At 40.2% G+C, this 16,427-nt stretch carries 13 protein-coding genes, 3 tRNA genes and 1 other annotated feature; of the genes, 5 read left to right on the top strand and 11 right to left on the bottom strand.

Translation table 11 applies throughout. The features are described 5' to 3' along the window. Positions 1 to 9: 9 nt before the first annotated feature. Complete coding sequence (gene xdhA / locus KQI66_RS09065; protein WP_216428811.1) at positions 10 to 2,292, bottom strand: xanthine dehydrogenase subunit XdhA; 2,283 nt, start codon at positions 2,290 to 2,292, stop codon at positions 10 to 12. Between the two features lie 207 nt (positions 2,293 to 2,499). On the opposite strand from xdhA, the gene xdh reads away from it, so the two are divergent. From xdh to KQI66_RS09045, 4 genes are all read left to right on the top strand, one after another. Further along, positions 2,500 to 5,052: a selenium-dependent xanthine dehydrogenase gene (gene xdh, locus KQI66_RS09060; RefSeq protein ID WP_216428809.1), complete on the top strand. Its 2,553-nt coding sequence runs from the start codon at positions 2,500 to 2,502 to the stop codon at positions 5,050 to 5,052. Between the two features lie 143 nt (positions 5,053 to 5,195). Then, complete coding sequence (locus KQI66_RS09055) at positions 5,196 to 5,543, top strand: ArsR/SmtB family transcription factor (RefSeq protein ID WP_216428807.1); 348 nt, start codon at positions 5,196 to 5,198, stop codon at positions 5,541 to 5,543. Positions 5,544 to 5,559: 16 nt separating this feature from the next. After that, entirely contained in the window at positions 5,560 to 5,781 is a 222-nt protein-coding gene (locus tag KQI66_RS09050; RefSeq protein ID WP_216428805.1) for a cation transporter, read from the top strand. A gap of 16 nt (positions 5,782 to 5,797) precedes the next feature. Further along, positions 5,798 to 7,636 (top strand): heavy metal translocating P-type ATPase, encoded by a 1,839-nt coding sequence (locus KQI66_RS09045; RefSeq protein ID WP_216428803.1) that lies wholly within the window; start codon positions 5,798 to 5,800, stop codon positions 7,634 to 7,636. Between the two features lie 67 nt (positions 7,637 to 7,703). Here the strand turns inward: KQI66_RS09045 and mmuM are convergent, their stop codons facing one another. From mmuM to yedF, 5 genes are all read right to left on the bottom strand, one after another. Beyond that, positions 7,704 to 8,669 (bottom strand): homocysteine S-methyltransferase, encoded by a 966-nt coding sequence (gene mmuM, locus KQI66_RS09040; RefSeq protein WP_253287734.1) that lies wholly within the window; start codon positions 8,667 to 8,669, stop codon positions 7,704 to 7,706. A 98-nt stretch (positions 8,670 to 8,767) separates the two neighbouring features. After that, the gene (locus KQI66_RS09035) at positions 8,768 to 10,135 is read right to left on the bottom strand and encodes an alanine/glycine:cation symporter family protein (protein WP_253287733.1); all 1,368 of its coding nucleotides are present in this window, start codon (positions 10,133 to 10,135) and stop codon (positions 8,768 to 8,770) included. Positions 10,136 to 10,227: 92 nt separating this feature from the next. After that, entirely contained in the window at positions 10,228 to 11,400 is a 1,173-nt protein-coding gene (locus tag KQI66_RS09030; protein WP_216428799.1) for a trans-sulfuration enzyme family protein, read from the bottom strand. A 118-nt stretch (positions 11,401 to 11,518) separates the two neighbouring features. After that, the gene (locus KQI66_RS09025; RefSeq protein WP_216428797.1) at positions 11,519 to 12,316 is read right to left on the bottom strand and encodes a MerR family transcriptional regulator; all 798 of its coding nucleotides are present in this window, start codon (positions 12,314 to 12,316) and stop codon (positions 11,519 to 11,521) included. A gap of 169 nt (positions 12,317 to 12,485) precedes the next feature. Then, positions 12,486 to 13,088 (bottom strand): sulfurtransferase-like selenium metabolism protein YedF, encoded by a 603-nt coding sequence (yedF, locus tag KQI66_RS09020; RefSeq protein ID WP_216428795.1) that lies wholly within the window; start codon positions 13,086 to 13,088, stop codon positions 12,486 to 12,488. A 99-nt stretch (positions 13,089 to 13,187) separates the two neighbouring features. On the opposite strand from yedF, the gene KQI66_RS09015 reads away from it, so the two are divergent. Beyond that, the gene (locus tag KQI66_RS09015; RefSeq protein ID WP_216428794.1) at positions 13,188 to 13,448 is read left to right on the top strand and encodes a DUF3343 domain-containing protein; all 261 of its coding nucleotides are present in this window, start codon (positions 13,188 to 13,190) and stop codon (positions 13,446 to 13,448) included. 151 nt (positions 13,449 to 13,599) lie between these two features. On the opposite strand, the gene serS is transcribed toward KQI66_RS09015, so the two are convergent. The 5 genes from serS to KQI66_RS08990 form a co-directional block, all read right to left on the bottom strand. Further along, positions 13,600 to 14,883, bottom strand: coding sequence for a serine--tRNA ligase (serS, locus tag KQI66_RS09010; RefSeq protein ID WP_216428792.1), 1,284 nt, complete (start codon positions 14,881 to 14,883; stop codon positions 13,600 to 13,602). 48 nt (positions 14,884 to 14,931) lie between these two features. Beyond that, positions 14,932 to 15,134, bottom strand: a binding site (T-box leader). 58 nt (positions 15,135 to 15,192) lie between these two features. Then, positions 15,193 to 15,909: a DUF554 domain-containing protein gene (locus KQI66_RS09005; RefSeq protein ID WP_216428790.1), complete on the bottom strand. Its 717-nt coding sequence runs from the start codon at positions 15,907 to 15,909 to the stop codon at positions 15,193 to 15,195. Positions 15,910 to 16,031: 122 nt separating this feature from the next. Continuing rightward, positions 16,032 to 16,105 (bottom strand) — tRNA-Met (locus KQI66_RS09000). Positions 16,106 to 16,126: 21 nt separating this feature from the next. After that, a tRNA-Tyr gene (locus KQI66_RS08995) sits at positions 16,127 to 16,207 on the bottom strand. An 11-nt stretch (positions 16,208 to 16,218) separates the two neighbouring features. Further along, positions 16,219 to 16,291: transfer RNA gene (locus tag KQI66_RS08990), tRNA-Thr, on the bottom strand. Positions 16,292 to 16,427 lie beyond the last annotated feature (136 nt).

The raw sequence follows: 16,427 nt of genomic DNA, 5'->3' as shown, positions 1-16,427 counted from the left end.
GCACCTCCTTTAAATAAGTCCTTCTTCTTTAAAACGCACAAACAGCTTATGCGGATTTAAAGGAAGCTCATTTACCGAAACACCTGTTGCGTTAAGAAGTGCATTTCTTATTGCCGGAGCCGCCGGAACAGCCGGAGGCTCGCCGAGTGCCTTTGTTCCGTATGCACTTGTCGGCTCATAGTTTTCCACAAATTCAGCCTCAAGATGAGGATGATCCATTATTGTGGAAAGCTTATAATCAAGAAGGTTATTATTAAGCGGTTTGCCTGTCTTAGGATCATAAAGCATTTGTTCGCTCAAAGCATAGCCGATAGCCATACTCATTCCGCCATGCACCTGTGCCGCCGCAAGCTGTGGATTGATAAGCTTTCCGCAGTCATGCACATTGACAATATCAAGCACCTTTATTTTGCAAAGCGGTATATCCACCTCTATCTCCGCAAAACAACAGCCAAATGAATAAGCATTTGATTTACACTGATATGTACTTTCCGCCGTAATATGCTCACAGTTTGTTACGCTGTAAAGCACCTCTGTCGAAAGCTCGCCAAGCGTCATAAGCACCTTGTTATCTGTTGTACGGACAATGTTTCCGTCCTTTATGTCAAGATTATAAACGGGCATTCTTGTAAGCTCATTTGCATGCTTAAGTATTTTTTCCTTAAGCAGCTCCGCCGTCTGTCTTATTGAAAAGCCGGCAACATAGGTCTGTCTTGAGGCATATGAGCCTGTACCGAATGGCGTTACGTCCGTATCCTGTGTGGATATAACATGAACGTCTTCAAACTTAATTCCCAGTGTTTCCGACGCCATCTGTGCAAATGCCGTATCGGAGCCCTGGCCTATTTCCGTTTCGCCTATCTGAAGCTGTATCGAGCCGTCCTGATTGAGCACCATACGGCATGAGCTTGTTTCAAGCGATATGGGCCAAACGGCAGTATTATACCAGAATATTGACATACCGATTCCACGGCGTATAGGCCCTGTCTGGTTTTTATATTTTTCAAGCTTTTCGTCCCAATGGATATATTCCCTGCCCTTTGCAATACACTGGTTAAGGCTGTCGAAGTAATTTACGTTCTTGGAGAACGGATCGGTAAAGCCGACCTCCATCATATTTTTCTGACGAAGCTTAATTGAATCAAGCTTTAATGCCTTTGCTATATCCTCAACATGGCTTTCCATTGCAAAGGTTATCTGCGGAATGCCATATGCACGCATAGCTCCGGCTGTTGCCCTGTTTGTATATATTGTATATGCGTCGGCCTGCGATGCCTTGCTTCTGTATATCTGCGAAAATGCCGAAATACCCTTTGCGGCAATACTGTGGCCATGCGATGTATATGCTCCCTGATTGGAGAAGGACTCGCATTTTCTCGCAACAAAGGTTCCGTCCGGACGTGCATAGGTTATAAGGTGAACTCTTATAGCATGACGTACACGGTTGCATGCAAAGGTTTCCTCTCTTGTCATATCCAGCTTAACGGCTCTGCCTCCGACCTGTGTTGTAAGATAAGCACAAAGCGGCTCATAAAGTGCGTCCTGTTTGTTTCCGAAACCGCCGCCGATATAAGGCTTTATTATTCTTACCTTGCCCCAAGGAATGCCAAGTGCCTGACCGACAATTCGTCTTATTATATGCGGAATCTGTGTTGAAGAAACAACGACAATTCTGCCCTGCTCCATATAGGAATAACATATATGGTTTTCGATATGACAGTGCTGAACCGTTGCCGTATCATACCAGCCTTCGAACTTTATAAGACCTTCCTCTTTTATCGCCTCATCATAATCACCGTTATAAATCTGTGTATGGTTAAGTATATTGTTTTTATATTCTTCGTGAATCTGAGGTGCTCCGTCCTGCATTGCCTCAATCTGGTCAAGTACAAAAGGATATTCCTCATATTCCGCCTTAATGGCTCTTATTGCCCGGTTTGCCGCAACCTCGTCCTCGGCAATTACAGCCGCAACATCATCTCCGTAATATCTTACTCTGCTTGTAAGCAGAAGTCTGTCGGCAACGTCCTGATGTGCCGGATCGGTTGACCAGGGGTGTCCTGCCGTAGGGAATTTATACTGCGGTACATCGAAACAAGTAATTATTTTTACTACTCCGGGAATTTTTTCTGCTTCAGAGGTATCAATAGACTTAACAACTCCATTAGCTATTGTCGATCTGAATACCTTGGCAACAAGCATATTCTTTTCAGCAAGATCATCGGTATATTTTGCTCTACCCGTAACCTTTTCATAAGCATCAACTCTTTTTTCGCTTACACCAACAGCCATTATACTCACCTCTCATATTAATTTATAGTTATAGTTGGTTAAATTATATCATTATTCAAATAATAAATAAAGTTTTTAGCCAATATGTCGTAATTCTAAATTTAGGATAACGCTTTTACTGTGATTTACAGCTTTATTTTCTTGATAATAAGCGGTATAAATGGTAACATTAACTATATATCTATTAACAGACCGGAAGTGATAACCATGTCATTAATTACTATAAACGGAACTCAATACAATGTAACCGAAAACATAAAGCTAATGCCGTTTTTAAGGGATAATCTTCATCTTACGTCCGTAAAAAACGGCTGTAACGAAGGTGCATGCGGAACCTGTACGGTCATAATCGACGGAAGAGCCATGAAGGCATGTGTGCAGAAAACCGCAAATCTTGACGGAAAAACCGTAATAACCTGCGAAGGCTTGTCTGACCGTGAAAAGGACGTATACAGCTATGCCTTTGCCAAGGTCGGAGCTGTGCAGTGCGGCTTCTGCATACCGGGAATGGTCGTGTGTGCAAAGGCACTTATCGACAAAAATCCAAATCCGACAAAGGCTGATGTAAAGCTTGCAATCAAAAACAATATATGCCGCTGTACCGGATATGTAAAAATAGAAGAGGCTATATTGCTTGCCGCAGATATTTTCAGAAATAATACGGAAATAAAAGCCGACTGTTCAAACGGCAGTATCGGAGAAAACATAATCCGTATAGACGCTCTCGAAAAAGCAATAGGCACAGCCAAATATGCCGATGATTACTATATGGAAAATATGATATACGGCTCGGCATTAAGGAGCGAATATCCGAGAGCAAAGGTGCTTTCTATTGATGTTTCCGAGGCTTTGGCACTTGACGGAGTTATTGCTGTTATGACTGCCGAAGATCTGCCCGGAGCAAAAAAAGTCGGTCATATTAAAAAGGACTGGGACGTTATAATTCCGGTCGGCGGAATAACTCATTATTTAGGCGACGCAATAGCTCTTGTTGCCGCCGAAAGTCCCGAAATACTTGAAGAGGCAAAGAAAAAAATAAAGGTTGAATATGAGGTTCTCAAAGGAGTATTTTCTCCGGCAGAGTCCATGGCAGAAAATGCACCGTTATTGCATGAAACCGGAAATCTTCTTTCCTACGAGCATTTGGTTCGCGGAGATGCCGATAAGGTTATTGCCGAAAGCAAATATTCCGTAACAAATCATTACAGTGTGCCGTTTACCGAGCACGCATTTATGGAGCCGGAATGTGCCGTTGCCTTTCCGGAGGACGGCGGAATACACATAATAAGCGGTGATCAGGGAATATATCAGACACAGAAGGAATGTGCCGAAGCAACAGGTCTGCCAAAGGAAAAAATCAGAGTATCGGCGGCAATGGTCGGAGGCGGGTTCGGCGGCAAAGAGGATATGAGTGTTCAGCACCATGCGGCTTTGCTTGCACAAAAAACAGGTCGTCCCGTAAAGGTTCGTCTTACAAGAGCCGAAAGCATTCTTATTCATCCCAAGCGCCATGCAATGGAAATGGATTTTACAACCGCTTGTGACGAAAACGGCTATCTTACAGCAATGAAGGCTGTTATTATATCCGATACCGGAGCCTATGCAAGCCTTGGCGGCCCTGTTCTGCAAAGAGCATGTACTCATGCGGCAGGCCCATATAATTATCAGGTAATAGACATAACAGGAAAGGCATATTACACAAACAATCCGCCAGCCGGAGCTTTCCGAGGCTTTGGTGTTACTCAAAGCTGTTTTGCAACCGAATGTAACATAAATCAGCTTGCGGAGCTTGTAGGTATATCACCTTTTGAAATAAGATACAGAAATGCACTCCGCCCCGGCGATATTCTTCCCAACGGACAGATTGCAGATGAAACAACCGCACTTGTGGAAACACTGGACGCCGTAAGGGATATATACGAAAAAAATCCGAAATGCGGTATTGCCTGTGCATTGAAAAACAGCGGTCTCGGCGTAGGCATACCCGATACAGGCAGATGTCTTATAACGATAAAAGACGGAATTGTGCATTTCACCTCCTCTGCCGCCTGCATAGGACAGGGAATGGGAACGGTACAGCTCCAGATGATTTGCGAAACAACCGGAATTTCTCCGAACAAAATAGTATATGATACACCGGACACATCAATTTCTCCGGACGCCGGAAACACAACAGCCTCCAGACAGACACTTTTCACAGGAGAAGCCGCCGCTGATGCCGCAAGAAAGCTAAAAACCGCACTGGACAAGGAAGGCTCTCTCAAGGCACTCGAAGGCCAATCCTTCCTCGGAGAATATACCGGAGTAACCGACAAAATTGGCTCAGACAAGAAAAATCCCGTCAGCCATATTGCTTATGGCTACGCAACACACGTTGTTGAGCTTAATGACGATGGAACACTCAAATGTGTTACTGCCGTACATGATGTCGGAAATCCCGTAAATCCAATATCAGTGGAAGGTCAGATAGAAGGCGGAGTTACAATGAGTCTCGGCTATGCTTTAACCGAAGATTATCCGCTTAAGGACGGCAAGCCGACTGCACGTTACGGAACATTAGGCATATTCAGAGCAGACAAAATGCCTGAAATTAACGCAATCGTAACAGGCAAAAAAATACGAGGTCTTGCATACGGTGCAAAGGGTATTGGCGAGATTGCCTCTATACCTACTGCTCCTGCCGTACAGCTTGCGTACTATAATTATGACGGAGTTTTCAGAACAAAGTTACCGCTTGAAAAAACACCGTATAAAAAATAAAATACAAATTTTTACAACAGCTGATTTTAAAAAAATCAGCTGTTGTTTTATAATTTTTTTAAAAATCTATTGACATATACCTATGGGGGTACTATAATCGCATTAATAGTTGAACAGTTATTCAAATGAAAGGATGAACAATCATGGAAGATAATTCGGAATATCTCCACGCACACAGCGATTTGATTGAAAGGGTAAACGAAAATATGCCCGATGAGGAAATATTATATGAAATCGCCGAGCTTTATAAAATATTCGGCGACAGCACAAGAATAAAAATACTTTATGTGTTATTTGAGGCTGAAATGTGTGTAAACGACATTGCCCAGCTTTTAAATATAAGTACGTCTGCAATTTCCCACCAGCTTAGAATTCTAAAGCAGGCCCAGCTGGTTAAATTCAGACGAGAAGGAAAGACTATTTTTTATTCCCTCTCTGATGACCATGTAAGAACGATACTTAATCAGGGTATGGAACACATTTGTGAATAATAAGGAGGATTTTAAAATGAAAAAATCATACAAACTTCAGGATCTTGACTGTGCAAACTGTGCTGCAAAAATGGAAACGGCAATCAACAAAATCAACGGTGTAAACAAAGCAACAGTAAGCTTTATGACACAGAAACTCACTATCGACGCAGACGACAGCCTTTTTGATGAAATACTTAAGGAAACAGTGGCAACAATCAAAAAGGTTGAGCCCGACTGCACAGTATTAATTAAATAATAAGGGTGTGACCGAGTTGACAGGCAAACAGAAAAAACAGTTAACCAAAATCATTATAAGCGGAATACTTTTAATTCTTCTTGCTTTTACTCATTTTACCGGATACTTAAAATTTATTGTTTATATTATACCTTATCTGATTGTCGGATTTCCTGTACTCAGAAGTGCGGTAATAAACATATCTCACGGTCAGGTATTTGATGAAAACTTTCTTATGTGTATCGCAACAATCGGTGCTTTATGCGTAGGAGAATATCCCGAAGCGGTATTCGTTATGCTTTTTTACCAGGTCGGAGATTTATTCGAAACCATCGCTGTCGGAAAAAGCAGAAACTCTATTACAGAGCTTATGGACATCTGCCCTGAATATGTAAATATCGAAAAAGATGGCGAAATTTCAGAAATTGATCCCGATGAAGCCTGCATTGATGACATCATGGTTATCAAACCCGGCGAAAAAGTACCTCTTGACGGTATAATAATCGAAGGCAGTTCAAGCCTTAACACAACGGCACTTACGGGAGAATCCCTTCCTCTTGACGTAAACATAGGCGACAGCATAACAAGCGGCTGTATAAACATAAATGGTCTTTTAAAAGCAAAGGTAACAAAGGAATATTCTGATTCAACAGTATCAAAAATACTTGAGCTTGTTGAAAATTCAGCCGATAACAAGGCTCATACAGAAAACTTTATAACCAAATTCGCAAGATACTACACTCCTGCCGTTGTTTTCTCGGCTGTGGCACTTGCGTTCATTCCTCCGCTTGTAACCGGCGGAAACTTCACAGACTGGATAATGAGAGCATTAAACTTCCTTGTTGTTTCTTGTCCATGTGCTTTGGTTATATCTGTACCGCTTTCATTCTTCAGCGGCATCGGCTGTGCATCAAAAAACGGTATACTCATAAAAGGTTCAAACTATCTTGAGGCAATAGCAAAAGCCGATACGGTTGTTTTCGATAAAACAGGAACGCTTACAAAAGGTTCTTTCTCAATATCGGAAATACACCCCAACGGAATAAGCAAAAATGAGCTTATTGAAACAACGGCACTTGCGGAAGGTTTTTCAGACCATCCGATTTCATTATCAATAAAAAAGGCTTACGGAAAGCCTATTGATAATTCAAGAGTAACAGATATAGAAAATATGTCCGGCTACGGTATTAAAGCAACAGTTGACGGAAAAACAGTATATGCCGGAAACGAAAAGCTTATGAAAAAATACGGCATTGAACACCCTTCCGTATCAACAGGAACGGTTATCCATACTGCAGCAGACGGAAAATACCTCGGTTATATAGTAATAGCCGATGAAGTCAAAGAAGATTCAGCCGAAGCTATATCAAAGCTCAAATCCAACGGCATAAAGAACACAGTAATATTATCGGGCGACAAAAAGCCTGTTGCCGATGACATTGCCGCAAAGCTTGGCATAGACAATGTTTATGCAGAGCTTCTTCCCGACCAGAAGGTTGAAAAGCTTGAGGAAATAATCAAGTCATCAAACGGAAATGTAGTATTTGTCGGCGACGGCATAAACGACGCACCTTCCATTTCAAGAGCAGATGTCGGAATCGCCATGGGTGGTCTTGGTTCCGATGCGGCAATAGAGGCTGCCGACATAGTTCTTATGGACGACAAGCCGTCAAAAATACCGCTTGCTCTTAAGATTGCAAGAAAGACACATACGATAGTAAACCAGAACATCTACTTTGCACTCGCAATTAAATTCCTCGTACTTATATTAAGTGCTTTAGGAAAATCAAATATGTGGGAAGCGGTTTTCGCAGATGTCGGCGTATCTGTTGTGGCAATAATAAACGCTATGCGTGCATTAAAGATAAAAGAATAATCCCCTTTTAAGCTTAAACGGTTCGATACAGTTAATTCATGTATCGAACCGTTATTTTTACGCTGTTTTATTTTCTGACAATATCATAGACTTCCTTTATGTTTGCCGGAGTTGTTCGGCAGCAGCCGCCTATAATTCCCGCACCGGCTTTATACCATATTTCCGCCCATTGACCATAGGTTTTTCCGTCTTTTGCTCCATGCCATGTTTTTGTTTCCGAATCATATATTTCACCGCTGTTCGGATAAACAATGACAGGCTTATCGGTTTCCTTCTTTATCTCCTTTATAAGATTTTCCACAAAATGAGGTGCTGTACAGTTAAGTCCTATTGCCTTAACACAGGAAATTCCGTTGAGCTTTTTCGCACATTCTCTTATAGGTGTTCCGTCGCTTATTTCCGTTTCGTTTTTACAGCTAAAGCTTATCCAGCACTCCGCACCGATTTCTTCAACGATTTCCACAACGGCAAGTGCCTCTGTAAGTGACGGAATTGTTTCGACGGCAAGTATCTCCGCTCCTGCATTCCAAAGCAGCTCCATACGTTTTTTATGGAATTTTTTAAGCTCCTCAACGGAAATATTATAATCTCCTCTGTATTCCGAACCATCGGCAAGATATGCACCATAAGGGCCTATTGCGGCAGCTATAAGCGGATATACTCTTCCGCTGTTTCTGCCTTCTGTGCTCCACCATCCTTCTCTTGCATCCTGAAGAAGCTTAACGGAACGGACAATCAGCTTTTCTGCCTCTTCCTCCGAATAACCTTTTTTCATATATCCGGGTATTGTTGCCTGATAGCTTGCTGTTATGCCGCAGTCTGCTCCGGCCTTAAAATAGCTTAAATGCACCTTTTTGATAAGCTCTGGCTGTTCCGCAAGCACCTTTGCACTCCAAAGCTCGTCATTAAGGTCACAGCCCATTGTCTCCAGCTCGGTTGCCATTGCTCCGTCAACAATCATTGTCTTTACTTTGTTCATAACATTATCAAATGTGTTTTTCATATAGTCTTTATTTATATAGTCTTTATTCATATAGTCTTTTCTCCTAACTTATTTATAACGCCCCAAAAGCTGCCAATGTAATTGACAGCTGATTGGAAATTTATATGGGTTTAATGAATTTAATAAACTTATTTATGTTCAACCGTTTCGTACTGAACCTTTTCGGGGTGCTCTCCACGGTTAATTGCAGGTATAAATCTATCCCAGAAATCATTGAATAATCTGAAAATTTCTTTTCTCTTGGTATAGATAAATATGAGCGTAATTATTACATATGCTGCCGAAAGAAGGTCTGTAACAGCCCAGAGCATATCAGCCTTAATATTATAGAATATAAGACAGGGCAGCATATAATATACCATATAGAACGGTCTTGCTATTTTGTTTGCCTTTGTATCGCCGAAAGCATAGTTTACTGATTTTTCACAGCTGTAATACATACCGATAATTGTTGTCCATGCGAATATTGCAATAGCTATTGCCATAAAGTATCCGCCAAATTTTCCGTAAGCAACCTTGAATGCAACTGTTGTAAGCTGTGCACTTGTTATGTCCGGATAGTCTATGTATGAATTTGTAAGAAGTATAGATAAAGCTGTTACTGTGCAAACAACGATTGTATCGAGAAAAACTTCGCCCCAGCCCCATGATGACTGACGAACAGGGTGATCTGTTTTTCCTGCCGCATGAGCAACAATTCCGTAACCTGTACCTGCGTCATTGCTGTAAAGACCTCTTGCTATACCATATCTGAGTGCATCCTTAACAGTTGCTCCGGCAAAACCGCCGATTCCTGCCATAGGTGTGAAAGCACTTTTAAATATAAGGCCAACTGCTGTCGGCACATTCTGTATATTAAGAATGAGTATGCCGATTCCGGCTATAATATAGCCCATAGCCATAAAAGGAACAACCTTTTCCATTATTGATGAAATTCTTTTAAGACCGCCGGCAATAGTAGCAAAGCAGGTAATACCGAGAACGATAATTGAAATTTTAGGATTAATATTAAAACCTTCAAGAAGCGAGCTTGTAACCGATTCGGTCTGCACACAACAGGTCCAAGGCCCGAGCACAAAGCAGAACACTGCAAGTATTATTGCTCCTGTTTTCCAGCCGAGAGCATTTTTCATAACAAATGAACGATCGCAAAGGTATTCGTCCATAGAGTTTTCATATTTAACTCTGTATCTCTGTCCGAGTATGATTTCACAAGCCTTTGTACTCATACCAAGAAGTCCTGAAACCCACATCCAAAATATAGCTCCCGGACCTCCCATTGTTATGGCTGTTGCAACACCACCGATATTGCCTACACCGATAGTATTTGCCATTGCCGTACAGGCTGCTGCAAATCCGGAAACCGTTCCTTCACCGTCACCGCTTTTGAACATTTTCCCGAACGTATTCTGAAAATGGAATTTAATTTTTGTTATATAGCGGAATTTGAATTTGATTGAAAGATAAAGACCTGTTCCTACTAAGGCAATCGTCATTGGTGTTCCCCATAAAAAGTCTGATATTGCCGTAAGGATATTTAAAATTGTGTCCATAATATAATTTCGATGCCTCCATTTACTTTAAAACTTTAAAATGCCGTCAATGCGCCGTAGAAATCTTCTATAAGATCCTCCACCTCCTCAGCTCCTGTCGAAATTCTTATAAGCCCCTCGTGCATACCCATTGCAATAAGCTCATCTGCCGAAAATTCATTTCTGAAAGCAGATGCCGGGTGAGCGATTGTTGTTCTTATACCTCCAAGAGTTCCCATGTATTTAACGATTTTGAGTCTGTGCATAAACTCATTAACCTTATTAAGATCATCTTCAACTCTGAAACTTATCATTGCTCCATATCCGTTTGTAAACATGGCTTTTGCAAGCTCATGCTGCGGATGTGTTTCAAGGCTCGGATGAAAAACTTCTTTTACCTTAGGATTTTTAACAAGAGCTGCCGCAAGCAGTTCGGCGTTTTTATTCTGTTTTTTAACTCTCATTCCCATTGTCTTTATACTTCTTGATGTAAGCCATGCTGTATTCGGATCCATACAGCATCCGAGAAGAAGATATGTGCTCATCAATTTTTTGATTATTTCATTTGTTGATGTAACAGAGCCGCCTGTTATGTCGCTGTGTCCGCCGAAATATTTTGTAAGCGAATGGATAACTATATCCGCTCCTTTTTCGATAGGCTTAATAACAAATGGTGTTGTAAAAGTTGAATCTACCGCAACAAGTGCATTGTGCTTATGAGCAATTTCCGCAACCTTTGGCAGATCAACAACCAGTGTAAGCGGATTTGCAATAACCTCAGTATAGAACAGAACCGTATTATCCTTTACTGCCTTTTCGACCTCTTCAAGGTTCGTAAAATCGGCAAAAGTAATTTCAACATTATATCGGTCAAGAACATTTTCGATAAGCTCTATTGTTTCACCGTAAATTGCCTTGCTTGCAAGAACATGGTCTCCGCTTTTAAGCAGTCCGAGAAGTGTTGTTGAAATGGCCGCCATACCCGATGAGCAGACAATGGTTCTTTCGCCCTTTTCAAGATATGATATGGATTCGCCGAGACAATCTCTGTTGGGATTTGCCGTTCTGTTATAAAAATATTTTCCGCCGTTATTTGCGAAAGCATAATCTTCGGTATCTTTTATGCAATACGCTGTTGTGTTGTATATCGGAGCAACCTCGGGATTTTCTGTTATTCCCTTTATATCCATTCCTCTATACAAAATTTCTGTATCCTCACTGTAATTCATGTTTTACCTCTCCTAAATAATCATTATTTTACATAAATGGTAATAATTATTGTAAGAATAAGGTCAACCTTCATATTAAACAAATAATAAAATATTTTTTGTATTTATTTTTGTTCAATTATAATAATATCTGCATTTCATACCAAGCCTGTGACCAATCAACAAAATTATCCTCAAACTCAAGAGCGAGCACTAAATTCGGCAGTTCTTTATTCTTAAAATAATCCGTCAGTATGTCCGGATCCCAGTTTTCGTTCAAAGCCTGTGTTCTGAAGCAGAGATATTCACCTGCCGGAAGGCAGTCATAAAGGCTTTCGTCTATATCGGGCTTTTCGCTCAGATATATAAAATAATCCGTCGGATTGAATTTCTGCTTCATAAGCGATTCTACATTCAGCTTATAGCCATAAAGTCTTCTGTAATGCAAATCAGCATATTCTTTACGGCTTTTAACTCCGGCAAGACGTATCTCCATGTTATGGAGCGGCTCTCCCGGATAACATGGACATTTGACTATATATCTTTCCTCAAGCTGAATTTTATATAAATAATCCGAATTTTTATCTTTATCAAGATATGTGAAATAATCCATATACCACTCAATATCGCTTATTTTGCTTTTAAGCTCCTCAAGCTCAGCCATTGCCTCCTGTTTTTTCTGCTCGAGATAAGGGAGAAGGCAGTCAACTCTTCCACTGTGGATTATTTCTTTAATATCCTTTAACTGCATACCAAAGCCTTGAAGATATTTTATTCTGTCTATGTAATGGAACTGTTTATAAACATAATATCTGTAACCTGTGTTTTCATCACAATACGCCGGCGATAAAAGGCCGATTTTATCATAATATCGCAATGTCTGTGTTGTAACGCCGAGCAATGCCGCCGTTTCACCGATTGTATAATATTTTTTCACTTGGTTTTGCACCTCACTCTCAAACCTTATTTAAACTTAAATCAACTTTAAACTAAATATAAACCTTATTCTAAGTATAAGGTCAACATAAACTTTGCCTAAATTATAAAAAATTGCAATAAAAAAGCTCTGCTTTATGCAGAGCAAAAATTGTTTAGTTGATTTAATTTTATACTGTTATAACCTTTGCGGCCTTTTTCATTTTTTCAACAATCTCATACATATTGCTTACTGTTCCGACCTTAAGCTTTTCAGTTAAGCCGTAATAGTTAAGGCAGGTACCGCATACAATTACTTCTGTGCCTTTTTCCGTAAGCACCTTTATACTTGTTATTATGTCATCATTGTCCGATGTAGGAAGCTTAACACCGCTATTCATAAATATAAGTGTTGTCGGAACATCATCACTCTGTGAATAGGTATAGAGCATCATTTTGGCAAGGTTACTGCCAAGCTCATATTCGCCTTCACCGACATGGTCTTTTCCGAAAAATACAGCATATCCACAGCCGTTAGGTGTGCAGGCATTTACAGCCGGCTCTTCTTTTTTCACTTCAGCCGCTCCTCCGGCAAATGTAACATTAAAATCATTTCCGTTCTTCTCTGCCTTTACTTCAATTCCACTGTCAGCCGCAAGTCTTTTAAGGTTTTCAACTGCAATCTCGTTATCAACGGTTATTGTAATATCCCTTTCACCGTTATCAATTTCTTTTTTAACAAGAATTACCGGCATAGGGCATGCCTTGCCTCTTGCATCTATATATTTTGCCATTAAGTTTCTGCCTCCTTAAACCGTTATTTTATTAAAAGTATATCCGTCTTGCGAAGTAAAGTCAATAATCATATAATAGTCGCAAAGGAGCGTTATATTATGCGAAACAATCATTATTATACTATCGTTTTCAATTCAACCCATTATGCCATAGCGGCGGAAAAATATCTTTCCGAAAGCTTATCCGTAACCGTAATGCCGACATTGCGAAAAATATCCGCATCATGCGGAATGTCAATAAGAATAGAACCGGAGGATATTGATAAAGCAATCGAGCTTTTAAACAACAATTCGAGAATCAAGAAAAACAGCTTTATTTATGAAGTAAATGATGATGAAGTGAGAAAAATTGATTTATAAACGAACAAAAGACCTCAACGGGAGGTCTTTTGCCAGAAATAAAAGGTTTAATGAAATAAATAAAGGGGCCTTTATTAATTCATTTATGACTTTAAAGCAGGTGGACTTTAAAGTCATAAAGTATCATACACCTTTATATAAAATTTGTCAATTACTTTCCAAGAAATTCCTTGCCGCCCATGTAAGGTCTTAATACTTCGGGAATTCTTACAGAACCGTCTGCCTGGAGGTTGTTTTCAAGGAATGCAATAAGCATTCTGGGAGGTGCAACAACTGTGTTGTTAAGAGTATGAGCAAAATATTTCTCGCCGTTTTCACCTGTTACTCTTATTCTTAATCTTCTTGCCTGTGCATCACCGAGATTTGAGCAGCTGCCTACTTCGAAATATTTCTTCTGTCTGGGTGACCAAGCCTCAACGTCAACTGATTTAACCTTAAGGTCTGCAAGGTCGCCTGAGCAGCATTCAAGTGTTCTTACGGGAATGTCAAGTGATCTGAAAAGATCAACTGTGTTCTGCCAAAGCTTGTCAAACCACATTTTGCTGTCTTCGGGCTTACAAACAACAATCATTTCCTGTTTTTCAAACTGATGAATTCTGTAAACGCCTCTTTCTTCGATACCGTGAGCACCCTTTTCTTTACGGAAGCAAGGTGAATAGCTTGTAAGTGTGTAAGGAAGGTCAGCCTCTTTGTTCATTGTATCAATGAATTTACCGATCATTGAATGCTCGCTTGTGCCGATAAGGTAAAGGTCTTCGCCTTCGATTTTGTACATCATGGCATCCATTTCATCAAAGCTCATAACGCCTGTAACAACGTCGCTTCTGATCATAAAAGGAGGTACACAATAAGTAAATCCTCTGTCAATCATGAAATCTCTTGCATATGCGATAACTGCCGAATGAAGTCTTGCAACATCACCCATAAGATAATAGAAACCGTTTCCGGCTACCTTTCTTGCACTGTCAAGGTCAATACCGTTGAATTTTTCCATAATTTCTGTATGGTAAGGAATTTCAAAATCAGGAACAACGGGCTCGCCAAATTTCTGAACCTCTACATTTTCGCTGTCATCTTTACCGATTGGAACTGAAGGATCAATGATGTTAGGAATTGTCATCATAATCTTTTTAATTTTTTCCTCAACATCTTTTTCTCTTGCTGAAAGCTCGTCAACTCTTGCTGCCTCAGAAGCAATCTGAGCTTTAATCTTTTCTGCTTCTTCCTTTTCACCTTTAGCCATAAGACCGCCGATCTGTTTTGAAAGCTTATTTCTTTCTGCACGTAAAACTTCTACTTCCTGTTTGATTTTTCTGTTTTCAGCATCAAGCTCGATAACTTCATCAACAAGTGGAAGTTTTCTGTCCTGGAATTTGTTTTTAATATTCTGTTTTACAATATCAGGGTTTTCTCTTACAAATTTAATATCAAGCATTTCTTTTCCTCCTAAAAAACTAAAATAAAAAAGCCCATCCCTTATAAAATAAGGGACGAGCATTTAAACCCGTGTTGCCACCCAAATTGCCGATTATAAAACCGACCACTCATAACTGCTGTAAAGGGCTTACCCTCTCGGCTTTCACCGAAGGCTACGAAAGTGGAACATTCCGTCAAAATACCGATTTGCACCAACCATCGGCTCTCTGTAATTCCTCGTGGAACTTAGTTTTCATCAACCGCCTATGTTTAAGTATTATAACACAATAAATTTAAAAATCAACATCTACTTATAAAAATTTTTGTTCTAAATAAAAGCCCAAAAAACGGCAAGGACAAGCGAAGGAAGTAAATTTGCAACCTTTATTTTTTTGCCCCATACAAGGTTAAGACCTACACAAAATATCAGTATAGAGCCGATTAATGAAAGATTATTGAGTGCCTGTGTTGTAAGTACCGGTTCCAATGCCCGGGCAAATAATGTCATCAATCCTTGGAATATTCCGACAGGTATTGCCGAAAATATACAGCCCTTGCCTTGTGCGGCAGTCATAACCATTATAATAATAAGGTCAAGAACAGCCTTTGCCGAAAGAATTGAATAATCTCCGTAAATTCCGTCCTGTATTGCACCAACAACCGCCATTGCTCCTATACATACAGTAAGAGAGGCATTTACAAAGGCACTTACAAAGCCTGTATCTGACTCACTTTTTGTTTTATATTTGAGCCATTCGCCGAATTTCTCCATACCGGCTTCAATATTAATCAATTCACCGATTAATGCACCCAGAGCAAGGCAAATAACAATCATCATTGTACCGCCGCTTTCGAGTTCACCGTTATTATTTATACTGAGCATTTTTTCAACCGTTCCGCCAATGCCGAGAAAAAGCACACATACGCCTGTTGTAGTCATCAAAGTATTTTGTACTCTGTCCTTCATTCGGTTGCCAAACAGCAAACCGGCAAGTCCTCCGGCAACTATACCGATTACATTTATTAATGTTCCTAAGCCTGACATTATTTTTCTCCTAAAATTATAATTAAACGGACAAATTTTATATTAGTATCAGTGTCAGGCTATGTCAAGACAAATTATTTACAGACAGCAAAAAAGCTAAGAAACAAATCTTAGCTTTTGAATTGCGGGAGCAGGATTTGAACCTACGACCTTTGGGTTATGAGCCCAACGAGCTACCGAACTGCTCCATCCCGCGTCAATATAAAATTAATTAAAATGGTTGGGGAAGGATTCGGACCTTCGAAGCTATCGCAACAGATTTACAGTCTGCCCCCTTTGGCCACTCGGGAACCCAACCATATGATTAAAAGCCGATGAACGGACTCGAACCGTTAACCTGCTGATTACAAGTCAGCTGCTCTGCCAATTGAGCCACATCGGCATTTATCTAAAATGCTCTTCAAGCACCTTCAAAACCGAACATGTACTTACTTCATCAATTCTATCACACATCTTTTCTTTGGTCAAGCCCTCGACCTATTAGTATCAGTAAGCTAAACACATTACTGTGCGTACAC

Source organism: Anaerotignum sp. MSJ-24, from assembly GCF_018918145.1.
In the GTDB taxonomy this organism is placed as follows: domain Bacteria; phylum Bacillota; class Clostridia; order Lachnospirales; family Anaerotignaceae; genus Metalachnospira.
Note: the sequence above shows the minus strand (reverse complement) of the source record. Positions and strands in the feature narration are given on the sequence as shown.